The organism is Pseudomonas ficuserectae (assembly GCF_024584585.1).
GTDB classification, from domain to species: Bacteria; Pseudomonadota; Gammaproteobacteria; order Pseudomonadales; family Pseudomonadaceae; genus Aquipseudomonas; species Aquipseudomonas amygdali.
The window spans coordinates 4,562,245-4,582,082 of sequence record NZ_CP085684.1; the positions used below are offsets into that span (position 1 = coordinate 4,562,245).

Annotated in this window: 14 protein-coding genes and 2 pseudogenes; 4 read left to right on the forward strand and 12 right to left on the reverse strand. The window is 57.6% G+C overall.

The window, feature by feature from the left end:
• Positions 1-18 precede the first annotated feature (18 nt).
• Positions 19-723 (forward strand): annotated as a pseudogene (locus LJU29_RS20155) (mechanosensitive ion channel domain-containing protein); the annotation flags it as partial.
• A 493-nt stretch (positions 724-1,216) separates the two neighbouring features.
• On the opposite strand, the gene LJU29_RS20160 reads toward LJU29_RS20155, so the two are convergent.
• The 12 genes and pseudogenes from LJU29_RS20160 to ffh all read right to left on the reverse strand — a co-directional run bounded on the left by LJU29_RS20160 (position 1,217) and on the right by ffh (position 16,037).
• A complete protein-coding gene (locus tag LJU29_RS20160) occupies positions 1,217-2,197 on the reverse strand; it encodes an IS5-like element ISPsy2 family transposase (protein WP_054078085.1) in 981 nt (326 codons plus the stop codon).
• A 353-nt stretch (positions 2,198-2,550) separates the two neighbouring features.
• Positions 2,551-3,713, reverse strand: a protein-coding gene (locus LJU29_RS20165; RefSeq protein ID WP_122320854.1) for an IS3 family transposase whose coding sequence is annotated in 2 segments (ribosomal slippage) — positions 2,551-3,458 and positions 3,458-3,713 — 1,164 coding nt in all. Because the reading frame shifts where the segments join, the coding sequence is not laid out codon by codon here.
• Positions 3,714-3,867: 154 nt separating this feature from the next.
• A pseudogene (locus LJU29_RS20170) lies at positions 3,868-7,433 on the reverse strand (ATP-binding protein).
• A gap of 166 nt (positions 7,434-7,599) precedes the next feature.
• Positions 7,600-9,009: a threonine synthase gene (thrC, locus tag LJU29_RS20175; protein WP_002552528.1), complete on the reverse strand. Its 1,410-nt coding sequence runs from the start codon at positions 9,007-9,009 to the stop codon at positions 7,600-7,602.
• Positions 9,010-9,121: 112 nt separating this feature from the next.
• Entirely contained in the window at positions 9,122-10,426 is a 1,305-nt protein-coding gene (locus LJU29_RS20180; protein WP_002552527.1) for a homoserine dehydrogenase, read from the reverse strand.
• 145 nt (positions 10,427-10,571) lie between these two features.
• Positions 10,572-11,312, reverse strand: a complete 741-nt coding sequence (dsbC, locus tag LJU29_RS20185) for a bifunctional protein-disulfide isomerase/oxidoreductase DsbC (RefSeq protein ID WP_002552526.1) — start codon at positions 11,310-11,312, stop codon at positions 10,572-10,574.
• A 145-nt stretch (positions 11,313-11,457) separates the two neighbouring features.
• A complete protein-coding gene (gene xerD / locus LJU29_RS20190) occupies positions 11,458-12,354 on the reverse strand; it encodes a site-specific tyrosine recombinase XerD (protein WP_057452690.1) in 897 nt (298 codons plus the stop codon).
• Between the two features lie 103 nt (positions 12,355-12,457).
• Positions 12,458-12,808, reverse strand: coding sequence for a 50S ribosomal protein L19 (gene rplS / locus LJU29_RS20195; RefSeq protein WP_002552524.1), 351 nt, complete (start codon positions 12,806-12,808; stop codon positions 12,458-12,460).
• 44 nt (positions 12,809-12,852) lie between these two features.
• Positions 12,853-13,605, reverse strand: a complete 753-nt coding sequence (gene trmD, locus LJU29_RS20200; RefSeq protein WP_002552523.1) for a tRNA (guanosine(37)-N1)-methyltransferase TrmD — start codon at positions 13,603-13,605, stop codon at positions 12,853-12,855.
• A 5-nt stretch (positions 13,606-13,610) separates the two neighbouring features.
• Entirely contained in the window at positions 13,611-14,150 is a 540-nt protein-coding gene (rimM, locus tag LJU29_RS20205; RefSeq protein WP_002552522.1) for a ribosome maturation factor RimM, read from the reverse strand.
• 5 nt (positions 14,151-14,155) lie between these two features.
• Positions 14,156-14,413, reverse strand: coding sequence for a 30S ribosomal protein S16 (gene rpsP, locus LJU29_RS20210; protein WP_002552521.1), 258 nt, complete (start codon positions 14,411-14,413; stop codon positions 14,156-14,158).
• 247 nt (positions 14,414-14,660) lie between these two features.
• Positions 14,661-16,037, reverse strand: a complete 1,377-nt coding sequence (gene ffh, locus LJU29_RS20215; protein ID WP_005732467.1) for a signal recognition particle protein — start codon at positions 16,035-16,037, stop codon at positions 14,661-14,663.
• A gap of 213 nt (positions 16,038-16,250) precedes the next feature.
• Here ffh and LJU29_RS20220 point away from each other — a divergent pair, with 213 nt between their 5' ends.
• The 3 genes from LJU29_RS20220 (at position 16,251) to LJU29_RS20230 (ending at position 19,783) form a co-directional block, all read left to right on the forward strand.
• Positions 16,251-17,063 (forward strand): cytochrome C assembly family protein, encoded by an 813-nt coding sequence (locus LJU29_RS20220; RefSeq protein ID WP_002552519.1) that lies wholly within the window; start codon positions 16,251-16,253, stop codon positions 17,061-17,063.
• A 12-nt stretch (positions 17,064-17,075) separates the two neighbouring features.
• Complete coding sequence (locus tag LJU29_RS20225; RefSeq protein ID WP_005732466.1) at positions 17,076-18,323, forward strand: CNNM domain-containing protein; 1,248 nt, start codon at positions 17,076-17,078, stop codon at positions 18,321-18,323.
• 149 nt (positions 18,324-18,472) lie between these two features.
• Positions 18,473-19,783 (forward strand): MFS transporter, encoded by a 1,311-nt coding sequence (locus LJU29_RS20230; protein WP_257111116.1) that lies wholly within the window; start codon positions 18,473-18,475, stop codon positions 19,781-19,783.
• Positions 19,784-19,838 lie beyond the last annotated feature (55 nt).

A 19,838-nucleotide genomic window follows, 5' to 3' on the forward strand; every position in this document is an offset into this window, starting at 1 on the left:
AACGGGCCCGATGCTTTTATGGATATTCACTCGCGTTGGCTCAAGACCCAGGAACTCTGGGACATGCTCGACCAGCACCCGTGGGTACGTACCGGGCTGGCACTGGTCCTGTTGCTGACCGCCGCGCTGGTACTTGGTCGTGTCGCGCGCTTTCTGGTGCTGTACGCAGTGAAGATGCTCGGCCGTCAGCCGTCCCTGCACTGGGTCAACGACTTCCGCCACAATAAGGTCTTTCACCGACTGGCGCAGATGGTACCGTCGCTGGTCATCCAGTTCGGACTGACCCTGGTCCCGGGCCTGAGTGCGGCAGGCAGAAACGTCATTGGCAATATAGCCATGGCCTTCACCATCCTGTTCATGACCCTGGCCATCGGTGCCCTGCCCAACGCCCTGCTGGACATCTACGCGCGCACCGAACACGCCCGCACGCGCTCCATCAAGGGTTACGTGCAACTGTCGAAGATGATCCTCTACGTCTTCGCCGCGATCATCATCGTCGCCACCCTGATCGACCGTTCGCCCCTGCTACTGCTGTCCGGCCTTGGCGCCATGTCGGCGGTCATCCTGTTGGTCTACAAGGACACCCTGCTCTCCTTCGTCGCCAGTGTGCAGCTGACCAGCAACGACATGCTGCGCGTCGGCGACTGGATCGAAATGCCACAAGTGGGCGCAGATGGCGACGTGGTGGACATCACCCTGCACACCGTCAAAGTGCAGAACTACGCGTGAGTGAAAGACAAATTTAACGATTTGTGAGTTCCTACTGATAGACAGACATCCACAACAGCTTCCTTGACAGCCACGACACTGCGCGCCCTTATGCTGTATACCACCACCGAAAAGGCACAACGAACTGGGCTGTAGCAAGTGCTTCAATAGGCTCCTCACACTGGCAAGGCACCTCCTCAAAGACACTTAGACACCGATCAGGCCTTAAAACGGTCCTCACCCGACAGCGAGACTACAACATCGACATAACATAGCGGCTATAAAGGAATGCGGAATAGGGCGAGTAGCTAAGAACCATAGGTTGAGCCACATCGAAAGTGGAGGTAAATGCCAAGACCTAGGGAAGGTCTGAAGTAGCCGGATGTTTTCCGGCTACCGAGTCCTCAGCACTTTTCAAAAAACGATGCATGTCGAAATTTGCTCAATTATCTTCGCTTTTTAGCTCTTTCGGCCGCTGCAAAGCCTTTTGCGGTAACCATTTCCTGCATTACACGCGCACCTCTCCTGCGCTCGCCAACAAATGTCGACGGGCCATCCACAGGTTTGACAGGGCGAACAACGTCACCATCTGCGCGGTGTTCTTGGCCAAGCCCCGAAAGCGCACTTTTTCATAGCCAAACTGGCGTTTGATGACCCGAAACGGATGCTCGACCTTGGCGCGAACCTGGGCCTTGGCCTTCTCGATTTTGCGGATCGCCTTGTACAAAATACTGCGTTTTCCGTGCTTTTTGTAAGTGCTGCGGCGGGCGGCAATCTGCCAAATGACCTTGCGCCCAGCGTGTTCTTCGCGCTTCTCGACCCCGGTGTAACCTGCGTCGGCGCAGACTACGTTTTCCTCGCCGTGCAGCAGTTTGGCAACCTGCGTGACGTCTGCCACATTGGCCGCTGTTACTACCACGCTGTGCACCAGGCCTGACTCGTCGTCGGCGCCGATGTGAGCCTTGGCGCCGAAATAGTACTGGTTACCTTTCTTGGTTTGATGCATCTCAGGATCGCGTTTGCCATCCTTGTTCTTGGTCGAACTGGGCGCGTGAATCAGCGTGGCATCGACGATGGTGCCTTGACGCAACGACAAGCCACGGTCGCCCAGATAACCATTAATTACGCCGAGAATCCCGGTCGCCAACTCGTGCTTTTCCAGCAGACGACGGAAGTTGAGAATGGTGGTTTCGTCTGGAATTCGCTCCAGGCTCAGGCCTGAAAACTGACGCAGGATGGTCGTCTCATACAGCGCTTCTTCCATCGCCGGATCGCTGTAGCCGAACCAGTTCTGCATCAGATGAACACGCAGCATCGCCATCAGTGGGTAGGCGGGCCGGCCACCTTCTCCTTTTGGATAATAGGGCTCAATCAGGGCAATCAAACCTTTCCAGGGCACCACCTGATCCATCTCGATCAGGAACAATTCCTTACGGGTCTGCTTGCGCTTGCCGGCATACTCGGCGTCGGCGAAGGTCATCTGTTTCATCATCGAAAAGCTCGGCGACTGGTGTCCGGAGATTTTGCCAAATTAGGAAGTCTTTTTCAGAGTTTCCTTTGGTGCAGTAATTTAAACGATCACGTTATCAAGAAACGCTCTCAGCAGTCTTCGGTTGGCTAGGACAAGGTGCAGTAGCTCCTGAATACTAATGCGCAGAAACCAAAATTCCAGCTACAAAAATAGCCCGTTCTGAGACGGGCAAAGAAGGGAGGAGCAGCGATTAACCTTTCAGCTTGGGAGGAACACTACAGCTATGGTTTATCGCGCGCTTGCAACACCATTCCGATCACAATCAAAGCTGCGGTCAGCACGGCAGAAACGACGAGCTCGGTCTGTAGTGGTCAACTGATCCCGGACACGACGTTAAGGTTTTTCTCGTACTGAGCGGGCGCCATTCCATCATTGAACTGGTGTGGCCGAATCCAGTTGTAACGATGCATCAGGTAATGACTGATATCCCGCTGAGCCTCTTGGACCGTCATGTAGCCCACGGTCGGTATCCACTCAGTTTTCAAGCTGCGGAACACACGCTCCATCGGCGAGTTGTCGTAGCAATTACCCCGGCGGCTCATGCTCTGGCGTATGCGGTATCGCCAAAGCCGCTGGCGAAACTGTCGGCTCCCGTATTGGACGCCCTGGTCGGAATGAAACAGCAGGCCCTGAGGCTTGCCGCGTTGCTCATAAGCCATGTCCAGCGCCTTGATCACCAAGTCCGTATCCGGTTTGTTCGAAAACGCCCAGCCCACCACCCGACGCGCGTAAAGATCCATAACCACCGCCAGGTAATGCCATTTTCCTTGCGCCCAGATGTAGGTGATGTCGCCACACCAGACCTGATTGGGCGCGGGTACATCGAACTCCCGATTCAAAATGTTCGGAATGTCAGGCCGCTCCACTGTTGCTTTTTTATAAGCATGCGAGCCTGGTTGCTTGCTGATTAATCCCAGCTCCCGCATCAAGCTACGCACCTTGAACCGACCGATTTGCTCGCCATCCGCCTGCATCATCGACACGATACTGCGGCTGCCGGCAGCGCCTCGACTTTGCCCGAACAGCTCATTGACTCGGCTAAGTAAACGAACCCGCTCGGCGTCTGGAGACCGACGCCGCAGGCAATGGTTGTAGTAGCACGAGCGAGGTACCTCGAACACTTCGCACAGCAATTCGATTGGCTCATGGACACTGAGCTGATCAATCAGCGCATGCGCTCGTGCTCTTCCGACATCAAGAGCGCGGTGGCCTTTTTTAAAATGGATTTCTCCCGCTCAAGACGGGCGATCCGGGCTTCGAGCTCCTGGATTTTTTGCTGCTCGGGCGTGAGGGCTTTGCTCTGTGGAGTGACACCGTTGCGCTCTTGTTGAAGCTGGTTGACCCAGCGACGCAGCGCAGATTCGACCACCCCAAGCGAGCGGGAGGCTTCGATATGGCTATAGCCTTGATCGAGCACGAGGCCTGCGGCCTCGCGTTTGAATTCAACGGAAAAGGTACGGCGTTGTTTGGTCATCAGACACCTCTATCTGGCGATATTCTCGCCTAAATGAGTGTCCGGAACCATTAGACCACTACAAGGGGAACACTTACTGTAGCTCCTCCCGCACGCATGCCCCATAGGACATGTCCTAAACCCGGTAGCGATTAACGTTTTTTTTCAGCAAGCATCAATCGCAAGCCGGTGCAATGTCGGGCACTGCCACCAATTGCAACTCGATATCAGCGCGCAGGCCGGTCATCGCAGCCTCCAGCGCCAACCAGCGCTCAGGCACACTGGCTACACACTCAAGCCGCACACTTTCATCGAGCGCCGCGCACGCCTTGGCCAACGGCACTGCGTCAACCAGACTCGCCGCGCCCTTGAGCCGATGCAGGCAAGCGCTCAAGGCGTTCCAGTCATTTGCCAGCACCGCAGGCTCCAGCAAGGCGTGTTCATGCCTGAGATTCTTCCACAACTCGCCCAACAACCGTTGCATCTGTTGCGGGTTGGCCCGGGTCATGTTTTGCAGCGTGCTGATGTCGAACGTCGGCTCACGTACCCGATCCGCCAGCTCCTGGGCCAGACGCGCCAGGGAAAGCGGTTTGATCAGCAGACCGTCCATCCCCGCCTGCTCACACCGTGCAGCCTCGTCGCTCATTGCGTTAGCGGTACAGCCAATGACCGGGCAGCGCCGGCGCTGCTCTTTCTCTTCGGTCTGTCGAATGGCTTCGGTCAATGCATAACCGCTGATACCCGGCATGTTGCAGTCGGTGATGACCGCATCGAACGGCTCTTCGCACCACCTCGACAGCGCAGCCTTGCCGTCTTCGACAGCCACCACCTGATGACCAAGAAACTCCAGCTGGCGGGTCAACACCAGCCGGTTGGCCGACATGTCATCGACCACCAACAAGCGAAGGCTGCGCGTATCCACAGGTGCATCCGGGACATCGCTGGAGGGCGAAACCGGCTCGCTTACCCTGACCAGCGGCAAATCGATGTTGACCAGCGTACCCTCGCCCGGCTCGCTGTAGAGGCTGATGTCGCCCTTCATCAACTCCACCAGTTGCCGGGTGATGCTCAGTCCCAGCCCGCTCCCGCCGTAATGGGCGGCAGTGTCATCGCTGGCCTGAGTGAAGGGCTGGAATATCTTCTGTTGACGCTCTGGCTCGATACCTTCGCCACTGTCCTGGATAGCGATGCGTACGCGAGATGAGTCATCCAGCGCCACCACTCTCAAGACGACCGACCCTTGCCGGGTGAATTTCAGGGCGTTGCCCAGGACGTTGTGCAGCACCTGACGCAGCCTCAGCGGGTCAAGCCAGTAATCGCCCTGAGCCTGTTCGGAAAATTCCAGCCGCAGTTCCAGGTCCTTTTCCCGGGCCTGCGCTGAAAAAAGCTCGATTACGCCCTCGAAAAGAGCCTGCAAGGATGTGACTGTCAATGACAACTGCATGCCGCCCGCTTCGATTCTGGCCAGATCAAGACTTTCGCCAATCAGTGCCACCAGCTCCGTAGCCGAGCGATGGGCGACCTGCAAGCCTTGCGACGGTGTATGCCCCTTGCGTAAAGCGTGTGCGCATTCCAGCTCCAGCAAACCGATGATTGCACCCATTGGGGTACGAATTTCATGACTCATGCTGGCCAGAAAGACACTCTTCGCCTCGTTGGCCTGAGCGGCCAGACGCATTGCTTTCTGGAGCTGCTGCTCAAGCTGCTTGCGCTCGGTGATATCGACCCAGCCGCCCAGCAGCCCCTGCAGCTGTCCGTCGGCAGCGAAGAAAGGGACCGTCCATTGCCAGACGTCCATGCGTTTTCCGGACAGTTCGATGGTGCGGTCGGAAAAGACTGGCTGGTGATTTTCCAGCAAGTTGAGGTAGTCGGTATGCATCTGCTCAGCCAATGCACGCGGTATCAGATTGACATCCGTAAGGCGTCGACCATTCATCTGCTCGAAACTGATGCCAAGGCTCTGCTCGTAGCTACGGTTGCAGGAAATCAGTCGTCCCTTGAGATCGCGAACATAAATCGGATTGGGGATACCATCGAACAAGGCGTGTTTGAAGGCCAGTTGGTCATTGAGCTGCCTTTCAGCCTTGAGGCGCTGGCGAATCTGTACCTTGAGGCGACTGCTCCAGACCAGTGACACCAGCCCGGTCAGTAAGGCCAGGGCCAGTACCCAGAATACCCACTGCGGTATCCGCCCCCAGAGCGAAGGCTGAGGCAGTGCCGAGCCCAGCCACTTCAAGCGGATCGAGCGCAACTCGGCCACCGGGAACTCTTCCAGCGCCTTATTCAGAATGCCCAGCAGTTCGGGCTGGGTCTTGATCACCGAAAACCTGTCGGGTGACCATTGGCCATCGACACTGCGGGCGACCTTCAGTTGCCCGGCCGGGAACAGGTAGGCACCTACTTCATTCTGAATGGTCGCGTCGGCAACACCGCTTTCCACCAGGGCGCGGGCCTGGTCGTAGGTGTCCACCAGACGCAGCTGGATCAAGGGGTGCTCGCGCCTGATCAGGTCCTCGAGCGCATGCCGGGCAGGCAGTGCCAGCACTTTACCGGCCAGACTGTCGAGCGATACTCGGGATGAGCGCTCGGAGCGGACCACGAACATCCAACTGTTGCCTCCGAACGAATAGGTAAAGTCCAGAAACCGCCGACGCTCGGCATTTTCTGCAAGCGAGGTGTTCATCTCGGCAAGACCGGCACGCAGCATTTCAATGCTCTGCTGCGTGGAAGGCACTTCCTGATGGACAAACTGCAACCCGGTCATGCGTGAGATACGGGACAGCACATCTGCGTTCAGCCCCACCCATTGGCCATTCTTGTCTTTGTAGATGTACGGCGGATGCTGTGTGGTGGCGATGGTCACGCTCGGGTGCTTGAGCAGCCAGCGCCGCTCGGCACCGGTAAGGCGAATGCGTTGTCCCTCCACGTCAGCGCCCAGCCCCATCGTCCAGCGGCCGAGCACTTCACGACCGATCGACGGTTCAATACTGTCCAGCGCACGATTGATGAAGGTCAGCAAGCGCTGCTCATCGTCACGCACTGCAAAAGAAAACCCTACCGGAGGCAACCGGCTTTCGAACTTGATCTGCAATCCGAGATAAGGACGCAGGGCGGTGTAGGCCCGGACAATGACTTCGTTGCCGATAAACGCGTCGACCTCGCCTTGGCTCAGGGCCTCCAGAGCACTGTAGAGGTTAGGCGCGATAATCAGCTCGCTGTCAGGATAAACGCGGTGAGCGACGTCCGAGTCGGCATAGCCATCAAGCAGCACAACCTTCTTGCCGGCCAGGCTTGGCGGCGGGCTCAGATCGTTGCCACGACCGACGACAACAGATCGGTCGGCATGTATTCGGTTGAGAACGACAGTCCTTTCACGCCCCGCTCAAAGCCATTGGCGCTGGTCAGCAGGTCTATCTTGCCGTCGTGCAATGCCTCGATGGCCTCGTCACGCCTGGCAAACCCGGTCACCTGCACCGGGATGTTCAACTGGTCGCTGACCAACCCCAGATAGTCGGCACTGATGCCCTGATAACGGTTGCGGTCACTGGTGATATCAATCGGCTCGTAGTCGGCAATCGCAATGCCGACCCGAAGTACCTTGCGCTGATCTAGCCATGCACGATCCTGATCTGTGAGGGCCAGATCCGCTGAAGCCACGAAAGGGGCTGTCAGGGTAAACGGCAAGCTTTGCGCCGCATCGGCTGGCCCGACAAAAACCAGCGCCAACAACATGCATGCCATGCGCGGCCTCTCAATGTGCTGTCTGCCTCCCTGACTACGCTTTGCATGCTTGCCTGCTTCACTACAAATGACCCAACTCTATGGTTCGAAAACCAGCGAAGTTTGGCACGTAGAAACAGAAAGGCCCGCCAAGTGGCGGGCCTAAAGTTGTTACACGACGCTTCTGTCAGAGCGGTTTGCCGCGATTGCCATGCTGGCTGACAAATGCCTGTATGGCTTTCAGGTCATTTGGCAGCACAGTGCAGCGCTCGTCACGCTCGAACAAATCAGACAAATGTGCAGGTAGCTCAAGCGCTTTTCCTACACCGGCCTTCTCCACTGCCTCCGGAAACTTGACCGGATGCGCCGTGCCCAGAATCACCATCGGCGTGTCCAGGCTGCGACGGCATTCGCGAGCAGCCTTCACCCCGATAGCGGTATGCGGATCAAGCAGTTCGCCGGTGCTGGCAAACACTTCAGCAATGGTCGTGCAGGTGTCCTCGTCGCTGACTGCCAGCGAATCGAACAGTTTGCGGGTTTCGGTCCAGCGCTCTTCTTCGACACTGAAACCGCCGCCCTGCCTGAACGTGCTCATCAACTCGGCAATGGCAGAACCGTTGCGACCGTGCATATCGAACAACAGGCGTTCGAAGTTCGACGACACCATGATGTCCATGGAAGGCGACAACGTAGCGTGCAGGGTTTCCTTGACGTACTGATTGCCGCTCATGAAACGGTGCAGAATGTCGTTGCGGTTGGTGGCGACGATCAGTTGATTGACCGGCAGCCCCATGTTGCGTGCCAGGTAACCGGCAAAGATATCGCCGAAGTTGCCGGTCGGAACCGAGAACGATACCGAGCGCGCGGGACCGCCCAACTGCAGCGATGCATGGAAGTAGTAGACGATCTGGGCCATGATTCGCGCCCAGTTGATCGAGTTGACGGCGACCAGACGCGTGCCCTTCAGGAAGCCCTGATCGGCGAAGCTGGCCTTGACCATTTCCTGGCAGTCGTCGAAGTTGCCTTCTACTGCAATGTTGTGGATGTTGTCGCCAAAGATGGTGGTCATCTGCCGGCGCTGGACATCCGATACCCGATTGTTCGGGTGCAGAATGAAGATATCGACGTTGTCACAGCGACGGCAGCCTTCGATGGCTGCAGAGCCGGTGTCACCCGAGGTAGCGCCGATGATCACCACACGCTCGCCACGCTTGGCCAGCACGTAGTCCAGCAAGCGACCGAGCAATTGCAGCGCGAAGTCCTTGAACGCCAGGGTAGGACCGTGGAACAGCTCAAGTACCCACTCGTTGCCATTCAACTGACGCAACGGTGCCACAGCACTGTGGGCGAAGACACCGTAGGTCTCTTCAAGAATTTTCTTGAAATCGGCATCCGGGATGCTGCCAGCCACAAAGGGGCGCATCACCCGGAAGGCCAGTTCGTGATACGGCAGACCGGCCCAGGAAGCGATCTCTTCCTGAGTGAAGCGTGGCAGGTTTTCCGGCACATACAGACCGCCGTCGCTGGCCAGACCAGTCAACAGCACATCTTCGAAGTTCAGGGCCGGCGCCTGGCCGCGAGTACTGATATAGCGCATGGGATCAAACCTTTGGTTTGAGCTGAAAGCCTCAAGCTTCAAGCGTCAAGCTCAAAACGACTGGCGTCTGACTTGTAGCTTGAAGCTTGCAACTGACGGCTCGCAGCTGATGTTAATTAAGATGTTCTACGCGAATACGAACCACCGGGCCAACCACGTCCTGAAGAGCTTCCAGGGCCTGAATGGCGTCATTGATGCGCTGCTCCACAACACGGTGCGTCAACAGGATCATCGGCACCAGACCATCGTGCTCCTCGACTTCCTTTTGCATGATCGACTCTATATTGATGCCGCGCTCGGACAGGATGCTCGCCACCTGGGCCAGCACGCCCGGGTGATCCTTGGCCTGGATGCGCAGGTAGTAGGCACTTTCACAGGCTTCGATCGGCAGAATCGGGTGCGCGGACAGCGAATCGGGCTGGAAGGCCAGATGCGGCACACGGTTTTCCGGATCGGAGGTCATCGCCCGCACCACGTCCACCAGATCGGCCACTACGGAGGAAGCCGTAGGCTCCATACCGGCACCGGCACCGTAGAACAGCGTCGAGCCGGACGCATCGCCATTGACCATCACCGCGTTCATCACGCCGTTGACGTTGGCAATAAGACGATCGGCCGGGATCAGCGTCGGGTGTACGCGCAGCTCGATGCCCTGGGCCGTGCTGCGTGCAACGCCCAGGTGCTTGATGCGATAGCCCAGCGCTTCAGCGTAGTTCACGTCGGCGGTGGTCAGTTTGGTGATGCCTTCGGTGTAGGCCTTGTCGAACTGCAACGGGATGCCGAAGGCAATGGAGGCCAGAATGGTCAGCTTGTGCGCTGCATCGATACCCTCAACGTCGAAGGTCGGATCGGCCTCGGCATAACCCAGCGCCTGGGCTTCGGCCAGAACATCCGGGAAGGTACGGCCCTTCTCGCGCATTTCGGTGAGGATGAAGTTTCCAGTGCCGTTGATAATGCCGGCCACCCAATTGATACGGTTTGCCGACAGCCCTTCGCGAATGGCTTTGATGACCGGGATGCCGCCAGCGACAGCTGCTTCAAAAGCAACGATTACGCCCTTTTCACGCGCTTTGGCGAAAATTTCGTTGCCGTGAACCGCGATCAGCGCCTTGTTGGCCGTCACCACGTGCTTGCCATGCTCGATGGCCTTGAGCACCAGATCACGGGCGATGGTGTAGCCACCGATCAATTCAACGACGATGTCGATTTCAGGGTTGGTCGCAACGGCAAACACATCACTGGTAGTAGGCGTACCGGCAATCTGGCAGTTGGGGTTTGGTGTACGAACCGCAATTTGCGCAACTTCGATTCCTCGCCCGGCACGGCGGGCGATCTCCTCGGCGTTACGCTGAAGTACGTTGAAAGTACCGCCACCGACAGTACCCAGCCCACATATGCCTACTTTGACCGGTTTCACTGATGAACTCCCCGAAAAACAGCTGATGCTTGATCAGCCGTGAAATCCGCCGCACGTTGCCATACGGCTACAAATGTGAAGAGGCGCCAAAAACACGGCCTCGTGTAGCGCATGCTCATATGAAGCATACTGATGTGACAAAGCGTTATTTGGCGCCCATTGCCAGTTTGGCAACCTGAGCAGCAGGCTGATAGCCCGGAATCACCTGACCGTCGGCGAGGACAATCGCAGGGGTGCCGTTGACGCCGATCGACTGGCCCAGCTCATATTGCTTGCTCACCGGATTGTCGCACTTGGCGGCCTTGATGTCCTTGCCGTCTACCATGCGGTCCATGGCGCTTTTGCGGTCCTTGGAACACCACACGGCCTGCAACTGCTCGTCACCCGGAGAACCCAGGCCTTGGCGCGGGAATGCCATGTAACGGACTTCGACGCCCATTTTGTTCAACTGCCCGACTTCTTCGTGCAGTTTGTGGCAATACGGGCAGGTAGTGTCGGTGAATACCGTGATGTGCGATTTGGTCTCGCCCACCGCCGGGTAGATCACCATTTCAGAAAGCGGAATGGCGTTGATGGTCTTGGCAATGGCCAGACGTTCGGTCTTCTCGGTCAGGTTGACCGGCTTGCCGTTCTGCACCTGAAACAGGTAGCCCTGAACCACGAACTGGCCGTCGGCGCTGGCGTAAAGCACGCGACCGCCCTTGAGCTTCACTTCATAAAGGCCATTGAGCGGGCTCGGCGAGATGCTCTCGACCGGCAACTGCAATTCCAGCGAATCAAGGGTCTTGCGGATGGCCTGATCGGGGGCTGCATCAGCCAGGGCAGACATACTGAATGTGCCGGCCAGCAGTAAAGCGGCGGCAGCGAAAATCTGGGGCAAACGCATGGAAACTCCTATGACGACGGGCAGACTGGCGGCGGTCGAAAAAAGGGGCGCCAGCCTTGATATGCGAAACCGGCAAAGCCTACCACATAAGGCTCGCGGGGCCGACTCGGAGCGACGTAAGAAGCTTCGCAAAATACGTCGTGAGTCAACCGCGTGGATGATGCTTGGCATGCATCTCCTGCAACCGCGCCCGTGCCACATGGGTATAAATCTGGGTCGTCGAAAGATCGCTGTGCCCCAGCAACATCTGCACCACACGCAAGTCAGCGCCGTGATTAAGCAAATGGGTGGCGAAGGCGTGGCGCAGGGTATGCGGTGACAGGGATTTGCCGATGCCCGCAACCGTTGCCTGATGCTTTATGCGGTGCCAGAAGGTCTGCCGGGTCATCTGGTCGCCTCGGGTGCTAGGGAACAGTACGTCGCTGGGTTTCCCGCCCAGTAACTCGTCGCGGGCACCGCGCAGGTAGCGCTCGACCCAGACGATGGCCTCTTCGCCCATGGGCACCAGCCGTTCCTTGCTGCCTTTGCCCATCACCCGCAGTACGCCCTGGCGCAGGTTGACCTGTTCCAGTGTCAGGCTGATCAGTTCGGTCACGCGCAGACCGCAGGCATACAGCACTTCAAGCATGGCACGGTCACGCTCGCCGATGGGCTCACTCAGGTCGGGTGCTGCCAGCAGCGCTTCGACGTCGGCTTCGGAGAGTGACTTGGGCAATGGCTTGCCCAGCTGAGGCATATCAATCTGCAGAGTTGGATCGAGCGTGATGAGTTTTTCACGCAGCAGGTACCGATAGAAGCCTCGGGCACCGGATAAAAAACGTGCTGTAGAGCGCGGTTTGTAGGCATTTTCAACGCGCCACGCAAGATGATCGAGGATGACCTCGCGTCCGGCACTGGGCAGATCAACGTTGCGCTCCTGCAGCCAGCCATTGAACAACGCCAGGTCGCTGCGGTAGGATTCGCGGGTGTTATCGGACAGCCCCTTTTCAAGCCAGAGCGCATCCAGAAACCGGTCAATCAGCGGGTGGTCGATGGCAGCCATTTCAACTCAGTATGTGTGCGTGTACGCCAAAAACGAATTTTCAAACATCAGATAGCAAAAAGGCAGCCCGAAGGCTGCCTTTTTTATGCATCGAAAAACTGTATCAGGACAGTTTTTCCTTGATGCGCGCTGCTTTACCGGACAGGTCACGCAGGTAGTACAGTTTGGCCTTGCGAACGTCACCGCGACGTTTCACAGCCATGCTGTCGATTTGCGGGCTGTAAGTCTGGAAAGTACGCTCAACGCCAACACCGTTGGAGATTTTACGAACAGTGAAAGCACTGTTCACGCCACGGTTACGCTTGGCAATTACAACGCCTTCGAATGCTTGCAGACGAGCGCGGTCGCCTTCCTTCACTTTAACCTGAACGACGATGGTGTCGCCTGGTGCAAAGGTAGGGATCTCTTTGGTCATCTGCTCTGCTTCGAGGGCAAGAATGATTTTGTTAGTCATGCTGGTGCTCCTAAGGTAATCCGTATGGATCGACCATCGATACGTTAACTATCGTCCCGCTCGCGGATGTATTCCGCCAGCAGCTTCTTCTCTTCTCCAGAAAGCGAGCGGCTTTCCAGAAGATCAGCGCGTCGTTCATAGGTCCGCCCAAGGGACTGCTGTAAACGCCAACGCCGGATGTGCGCGTGATTGCCACTTAGCAACACGTCGGGAACACGCTGATCCGCATACACCTCAGGTCGGGTGTAGTGCGGGCAATCCAGCAGACCGTCCGTGAAGGAATCTTCCTCCGCGGAGTCCACATGCCCTAAAGCTCCAGGCAGCAGCCGCGTAACCGCGTCAATCAGGACCATAGCCGGCAGCTCGCCACCGGAAAGAACATAGTCACCAATCGACCACTCTTCATCGACATGAGCATCAATAAAACGCTCGTCAATGCCTTCATAACGACCGGCGATGAGGATAATCGCTTCCTCCTGCGCCAGTTCGCGTACCGCAGACTGATTCAGCTGACGGCCTTGTGGCGACAGGTAAATAACCTTCGCCGCATCCCCTGCCGCTTGCCTGGCCTGAACCAGAGCATCTTCGAGGGGCTTGATCTTCATCACCATGCCAGGACCACCGCCAAATGGGCGATCATCCACAGTGTGATGGCGATCAGTGGTGTAATCCCGCGGATTCCAACAAGTCAGCTGCAACAGCCCTTGTTTCACCGCACGGCTGGTAATGCCGTATTCGCTGATGGCGGAAAACATCTCGGGAAACAGACTGATGACTTCTATGCGCAGGCTGGCCATGGCATTCAGAAGTCCGCGTCCCAATCCACCTTCATCTCGCCAGCAGCCATATCGATTGCCAACACACATTGCTCCGTATAGGGCAACAGGCGTTCACGATCATCCAGGCTACCCGCGCAGGGCTTTACAACCATTACATCGTTCGAACCGGTTTCGAGCAGGTGATCGATTTTCCCGAGCAGTTGCCCGAGTTGGTCGATGACCTTGAGGCCTTCAAGCTGGTACCAGTAGTACTCGCCATCGTCCAGATCAGGGAACAGGTTACGCGGCACGCAGATTTCGTAACCGGAGAGAAGACGGGCTTCTTCACGATCATCGAGACCTTTGAGCTTTGCGACCAGAAACTTGCTTTGCAAGCGTCCGCTGACCAGCTCCACCTGTTTCTCAACGCTGCCTTCGCGCCGAAGCGTCCAGGTTTTGTAGTCCAACAGGTTTCCAATCGGATCAGTAAAGGAAAAGACCTTCACTTCGCCGCGAACGCCATGAACCGAGTAAATCTTGCCAATGACGATCAGATCGTCGGCAGATGCAGGCGTCGCGTTCATAAGACTCAGGCCGCGGCCTTGGTCTTGTTGTGCTCTTTGAGCAGCTGGGCAACGCGCTCGGAAGTTTGTGCACCAACGCTCAACCAGTAGTTGACGCGTTCTTCGTTAACGGACAGACGGATTTCCTGACCACGGGCAACCGGGTTGAAGAAACCAACCTGTTCCTTGTGGGAACCGTCACGAGCGTTGCGGCTGTCGGTTACGGTCAAGTGGTAAAACGGGCGCTTTTTGGAGCCGCCAAGGGCAAGACGGATGGTTAGCATTGAACATCGTTCCTGTAGTCGGTGCTGCAAATCTAAGATGCACAGCGGGCATAGGTGCCCGAAAGGCCGCATATTCTAAGGAATATCCCGACTTTTGCAAATGTCTTTTTCCGGCGCCTATCGGCATGCCTTCCAGATTTGCGAGGGAGCTGTCGGTATGACAGCAGGTAAAAGCCCGCATAACGCAGGCTGACCGGGGGTCGCCCCCCGTGTGGGACGCGTGCAAAGAAGCTTGCACGCGACGCAATTACATTTTTGGCATGCCGCCGCCGGGGAGCATTCCGCCCATGCCGCGCATCATTTTTGCCATTCCGCCCTTGGCGGAGAACTTCTTCATCATCTTCTGCATCTGTTTATGCTGCTTGATCAGACGCCCGATGTCCTGCACCTGGGTACCCGAGCCCATTGCAATACGGCGCTTGCGCGAGCCGCTGATCAGGTCCGGGTCACGGCGTTCGCCAGGCGTCATCGAGTTGATGATGGCTTCCATCTGCTTGAACTGCTTCTCGGCCGCGCCCTGGGCATTGCCCATCTGCGCAAGATTGACGCCGCCGATACTTGGCAGCTTGTCCATGAGACCGCCAAGGCCACCCATGTTTTTCATCTGTTGCAGTTGATCGCGGAAGTCTTCGAGATCGAAGCCTTTGCCTTTCTTGAGCTTTTTCGCCAGTTTGTCGGCTTTATCCTTGTCGAGGGTCTGTTCAGCCTGCTCGATAAGGCTGAGCACATCGCCCATGCCAAGGATTCGCGAAGCGATACGATCTGGGTGGAACGGCTCCAGCGCCTCGCTCTTCTCACCCATACCGATGAACTTGATCGGCTTGCCGGTAATTGCACGCACCGACAGGGCCGCACCACCGCGAGCATCACCGTCGACCTTGGTGAGGATCACACCGGTCAGCGGCAGCGCATCGCCGAAGGCCTTGGCGGTGTTGGCCGCATCCTGACCGGTCATGGCATCGACCACGAACAGCGTTTCAGCTGGCTTGGTCGCAGCATGCAGCGCCTGGATCTCGCCCATCATCTCGACATCGACGTGCAGACGACCGGCGGTATCGACGATGACCACGTCAATGAACTTGAGCCTGGCTTCTTTAATGGCTGCCAGGGCGATGTCGACCGGCTTCTGGCTGATATCGGAGGCGAAGAACGTCACACCGATGTCGTTGGCCAGGGTTTCAAGCTGCTTGATGGCGGCAGGACGGTAGACGTCGACCGACACAACCATCACGGTCTTCTTCTTGCGCTCTTTAAGGAAGCGCGCCAGCTTGCCAGCGGTGGTGGTTTTACCCGCACCCTGCAGGCCCGCCATGAGGATGACCGCAGGCGGCGTGACATTGAGCACCAGATCTTCGTTGGCAGCGCCCATCAGGCTTTCGAGTTCGGCCTGGACGATCTTCACGAACGCCTGGCCTGGCGTCAGGCTGCGCGACACCTCGGTGCCGACGGCGCGTTCCTTGACGTTGTTGACGAAGTCTTTGACCACCGGCAAGGCGACGTCGGCTTCAAGCAACGCCATACGCACTTCGCGCAAGGTATCTTTGATGTTGTCCTCGTTCAGCTTGGCCTTGCCAGTAACATGGCGCAGCGTCTGCGAGAGGCGGTCAGTCAGGTTTTCAAACATGCGCGATCCTTTCAGGCTCTCGTCGAACCCCGGTTGATGCGGCCCGGCCCGTAATGCAGAAATGGCGCTCGGCGAGCCTGCGGCTTGAGCAGGTCGCGGATTATAGCGAAGACTCCGCCGCACGGACACCACGCAGTCTGCTTCTTTGGTCTTTCGTGATTTGCCGGTTCTATGCCAAACTCAACGTCTTTTCAGGCCCGTCCATCAGGATCTATGTCCCCTTTGCCACCCAGCCTGCTTCCCAGCCTCGCCGCCGCCGTTCTGTACGCCGCTGCGACCGTCTATCAGAGCCTGCGCCTGAGCCAGGCCGTCAAGCCCGACAAGCGGCTGCTTTGCCTGCTCGGTACGCTGGCGGTGATCGCACACGCCATCGGTCTGTTTTCCCAACTGACGCATTCCGTCGGCCTGGGTCTGGACTTTTTCAACTCCGCCAGCCTGATTGCCGCGTCAGTGATCGTTGTGACCCTGATCGCCACGTCACGCATTCCGGTGGAAAATCTGCTGGTGCTGCTGTTCCCATTGGGAATGGTGACCGTGCTGCTCGCTCAGTTCGCCCCCAGCGGCACCGTACAGCCGATCATGGAAGAACCCGGCATCCTGAGCCATATACTGCTGTCGCTGCTGGCTTACGGAATGTTCACCATTGCCGTATTCCAGGCGTTGCTGTTGCTGTTGCAGGACTACCGACTCAAGCACAAGCACCCTTCCGGACTGATCAAGAACTTCCCGCCGCTGCAAACCATGGAAAGCCTTTTGTTCGGCTTTCTCTGGGCTGGCTGGACGCTGCTTTCGCTGTCGCTGATTTCCGGCTGGCTGTTCGTTGAAAACCTGTTTGCCCAGCATCTGGTGCACAAGACCCTGCTGGCTTGCCTGGCTTGGGTCGTATTCAGCGTACTGCTGTGGGGGCGCAACCGCCTTGGATGGCGAGGTCACAAAGCCATTCGCTGGACCCTGGGCGGCTTCTGCCTGCTGATGCTCGCCTACTTCGGCAGCAAGCTGGTACGCGAATTCATCCTGCACATCTGACGGGCCCTGATCATGGATAATCTGCCCCTTGGCCCACTGCTTGGCGTCCTCGCCCTCCTTATGCTCTGGGCTGGTCTGCTGACGTCAGTCGAAGCCGCGCACCACCAACTCAAGGCAATGCGCGCCGCCAGCCGTTCGGACAAGGCCGCGCCGCTTCCCGAGCTGGCGTTCAACCTGAACAGCCTGATCCTGGGCAATACGCTGATAAGAGTGCTGATCACCGTAATCGCAACACTGATTGCTGCCAATTACTGGTTCTACAACGGCCCGACCGTGGCATGGCTGGGTACCGTGAGCGTCATGCTGGTGTTCGCCGAATACATACCGCGCCGCCTGGCGAACCGTCATCCTGTCTCGACACTGCTACTGGGCAATGGCGTACTGCGCATTCCAATGAAGATCGTCTGGCCGCTGGCCTACGTGTTCAACGTGCTCGCCAAGACGCTGCTGCGCCCGTTTCTGTCACGCCACGTGCAGCAACAGGAGCAGAACTTTGAAGACGATGTGCAGAAAACCAACCGCCACGACATTGTTCACGAGCATTATCCGCGCGCCAGCGTGCTGTCGGGCATCCGCGCACTGGACAGCATAACGGTCAATGACATCCTGATACCGCGCAACGAGGTGGATGGCGTCAACCTTGATGATCCGATGGAGCTGATCATCGAGCGCCTGATCATTTCACGTCACACACGCTTGCCGGTTTATCACAACGACATAAATCAGGTTCAGGGCGTCATCAATACACGCGACATCAGCCACCTGCTGCCCAAAGGCACACTGACCAAAGAGCAGTTGCTGGCAGTCTGCTACGAGCCTTATTTCGTTCCGGAAAGCACTCCGTTGCAGTTGCAACTGCTGAATTTCCACAAACAGCAGCGCCGCCTCGGCGTGGTGGTTGATGAGTACGGGGAAGTGCTGGGTATCGTCACCCTTGAAGACATTCTTGAAGAAATCGTCGGCGAATTCGAAAGCGAGCAGCGGCTGGACAACCCCCACGTCAAGCAACAGGAAGACGGACGCCTTGAGGTAGAAGGTGCTGCATCCATTCGCGAACTCAATAAAAGCCTTGGCTGGCACCTGCCTTCGGATGGTCCGAAAACCGTTAACGGGTTGGTTACCGAAGCATTGGAAACCATTCCAGAGGCTCCGGTCTGCCTGAAAATAGGGCCTTACCGGCTGGAAATCCTCGAGACCGAAGACAATCGCGTCAAGCGCGTGGCCATGTGGCAGAACACCCTCGTTCGCACCTTCAAATAGATTTCTGCCTTCAAATAGATCCCGGCGACACCCTTGTCTCTCGACCCATTCGGGTTACTCTGCTCGACGCTTTACCCACAATCACAATAATGAATGCTAGCCGGAGCACGGTCCTTGCCGCCCGGCGAGTCGACAGCCAGGGAATCCGCATGACCAGCACCCCGCTCTCTCGCGAAAATAACACCGAGTCCGTAAAACCGGTGAATTCGGCAACCCGCGTCGCCACAGCCAGCTTTATCGGCACGGCTATCGAGTTCTACGACTTTTACGTTTACGCCACTGCCGCCGCGCTGGTGATAGGTCCGGTGTTTTTCCCGCAGACCTCAGGTACGGCACAGATGCTGTCGTCATTTCTGACCTTCGGTATCGCCTTTCTCGCACGCCCGCTCGGGTCGGCGCTGTTCGGTCATTTTGGCGACCGGATCGGGCGTAAATCGACCCTGGTGGCGTCGCTGCTGCTGATGGGTATCTGCACCACGCTGATCGGCGTATTGCCCGGTTACGCGACTATCGGCGCGTGGGCACCGATTCTGCTATGTGTACTGCGCTTCGGTCAGGGGCTTGGCCTGGGTGGGGAATGGGGTGGCGCTGCGCTACTGGCGACCGAGAACGCCCCGAAAGGCAAACGCGCCTGGTTCGGCATGTTTCCACAGTTGAGACCTTCAATCGGTTTTCTGGCCGCCAATGGCCTGTTTCTGGCACTGGCCATGACCCTGAGCGACGAGCAGTTTCGCGCGTGGGGCTGGCGAATCCCGTTTCTGCTCAGCGCCGTGCTGGTCATGGTCGGGCTGTATGTGCGCCTGAAGCTGGAAGAAACTCCGGTCTTCGCCAAGGCCATGGCCCGTCACCAACGCGTCAGCCTGCCGATCGTGGAAACCTTCAGCCAGCATTGGCGGCCAATGCTGCTTGGTGCAGCGTCGATGGTCGTCTGTTATGCGCTGTTTTATATCTCGACGGTGTTTTCATTGAGTTACGGCGTGGCCACGTTGGGCTATACCCGTGAAACGTTTCTGGGGCTGTTGTGCTTTGCGGTGCTGTTCATGGCGGCTGCCACGCCATTGGCTGCACTGGCAAGCGACCGCTTCGGGCGCAAGCCGGTACTGATTGTTGGCGGTGTGCTGGCGATTCTGTCAGGTTTCACCATGGAACCACTCTTAACCCACGGCAGCACTTGGGCTGTTGCGTTGTTTCTATGCATCGAGCTGTTTCTGATGGGCATTACGTTTGCCCCCATGGGCGCGCTGCTGCCAGAGCTGTTCCCGACACAGGTTCGCTACACAGGCGCATCGGCGGCGTACAACCTGGGCGGAATCGTCGGCGCGTCGGTTGCCCCCTTCTTCGCCCAGAAACTGGTGGCGATGGGCGGCTTGAGCTGGGTGGGCGGGTATGTATCTGCAGCTGCGCTGATCAGCGTGCTGGCGGTGTTGAGCCTGAAGGAAACTCGGGATAGGGATCTATAAGCCTCAAGCTGCAAGCAAGAGCACCACACTCCTGCTTGTAGCTTGCAGCTGCGCC

Bases quoted from the DNA above. Each gene is read 5' to 3' on its own strand.
- LJU29_RS20160 (WP_054078085.1), bottom strand. From the start codon at position 2,197: ATGAAACAGATGACCTTCGCCGACGCCGAGTATGCCGGCAAGCGCAAG.
- thrC (WP_002552528.1), bottom strand. From the start codon at position 9,009: ATGCGCTATATCAGTACTCGCGGCCAGGCGCCGGCCCTGAACTTCGAA.
- dsbC (WP_002552526.1), bottom strand. From the start codon at position 11,312: ATGCGTTTGCCCCAGATTTTCGCTGCCGCCGCTTTACTGCTGGCCGGC.
- xerD (WP_057452690.1), bottom strand. From the start codon at position 12,354: ATGGCTGCCATCGACCACCCGCTGATTGACCGGTTTCTGGATGCGCTC.
- rplS (WP_002552524.1), bottom strand. From the start codon at position 12,808: ATGACTAACAAAATCATTCTTGCCCTCGAAGCAGAGCAGATGACCAAA.
- trmD (WP_002552523.1), bottom strand. From the start codon at position 13,605: ATGGCCAGCCTGCGCATAGAAGTCATCAGTCTGTTTCCCGAGATGTTT.
- rimM (WP_002552522.1), bottom strand. From the start codon at position 14,150: ATGAACGCGACGCCTGCATCTGCCGACGATCTGATCGTCATTGGCAAG.
- rpsP (WP_002552521.1), bottom strand. From the start codon at position 14,413: ATGCTAACCATCCGTCTTGCCCTTGGCGGCTCCAAAAAGCGCCCGTTT.
- ffh (WP_005732467.1), bottom strand. From the start codon at position 16,037: ATGTTTGAAAACCTGACTGACCGCCTCTCGCAGACGCTGCGCCATGTT.
- LJU29_RS20220 (WP_002552519.1), top strand. From the start codon at position 16,251: ATGTCCCCTTTGCCACCCAGCCTGCTTCCCAGCCTCGCCGCCGCCGTT.
- LJU29_RS20225 (WP_005732466.1), top strand. From the start codon at position 17,076: ATGGATAATCTGCCCCTTGGCCCACTGCTTGGCGTCCTCGCCCTCCTT.
- LJU29_RS20230 (WP_257111116.1), top strand. From the start codon at position 18,473: ATGACCAGCACCCCGCTCTCTCGCGAAAATAACACCGAGTCCGTAAAA.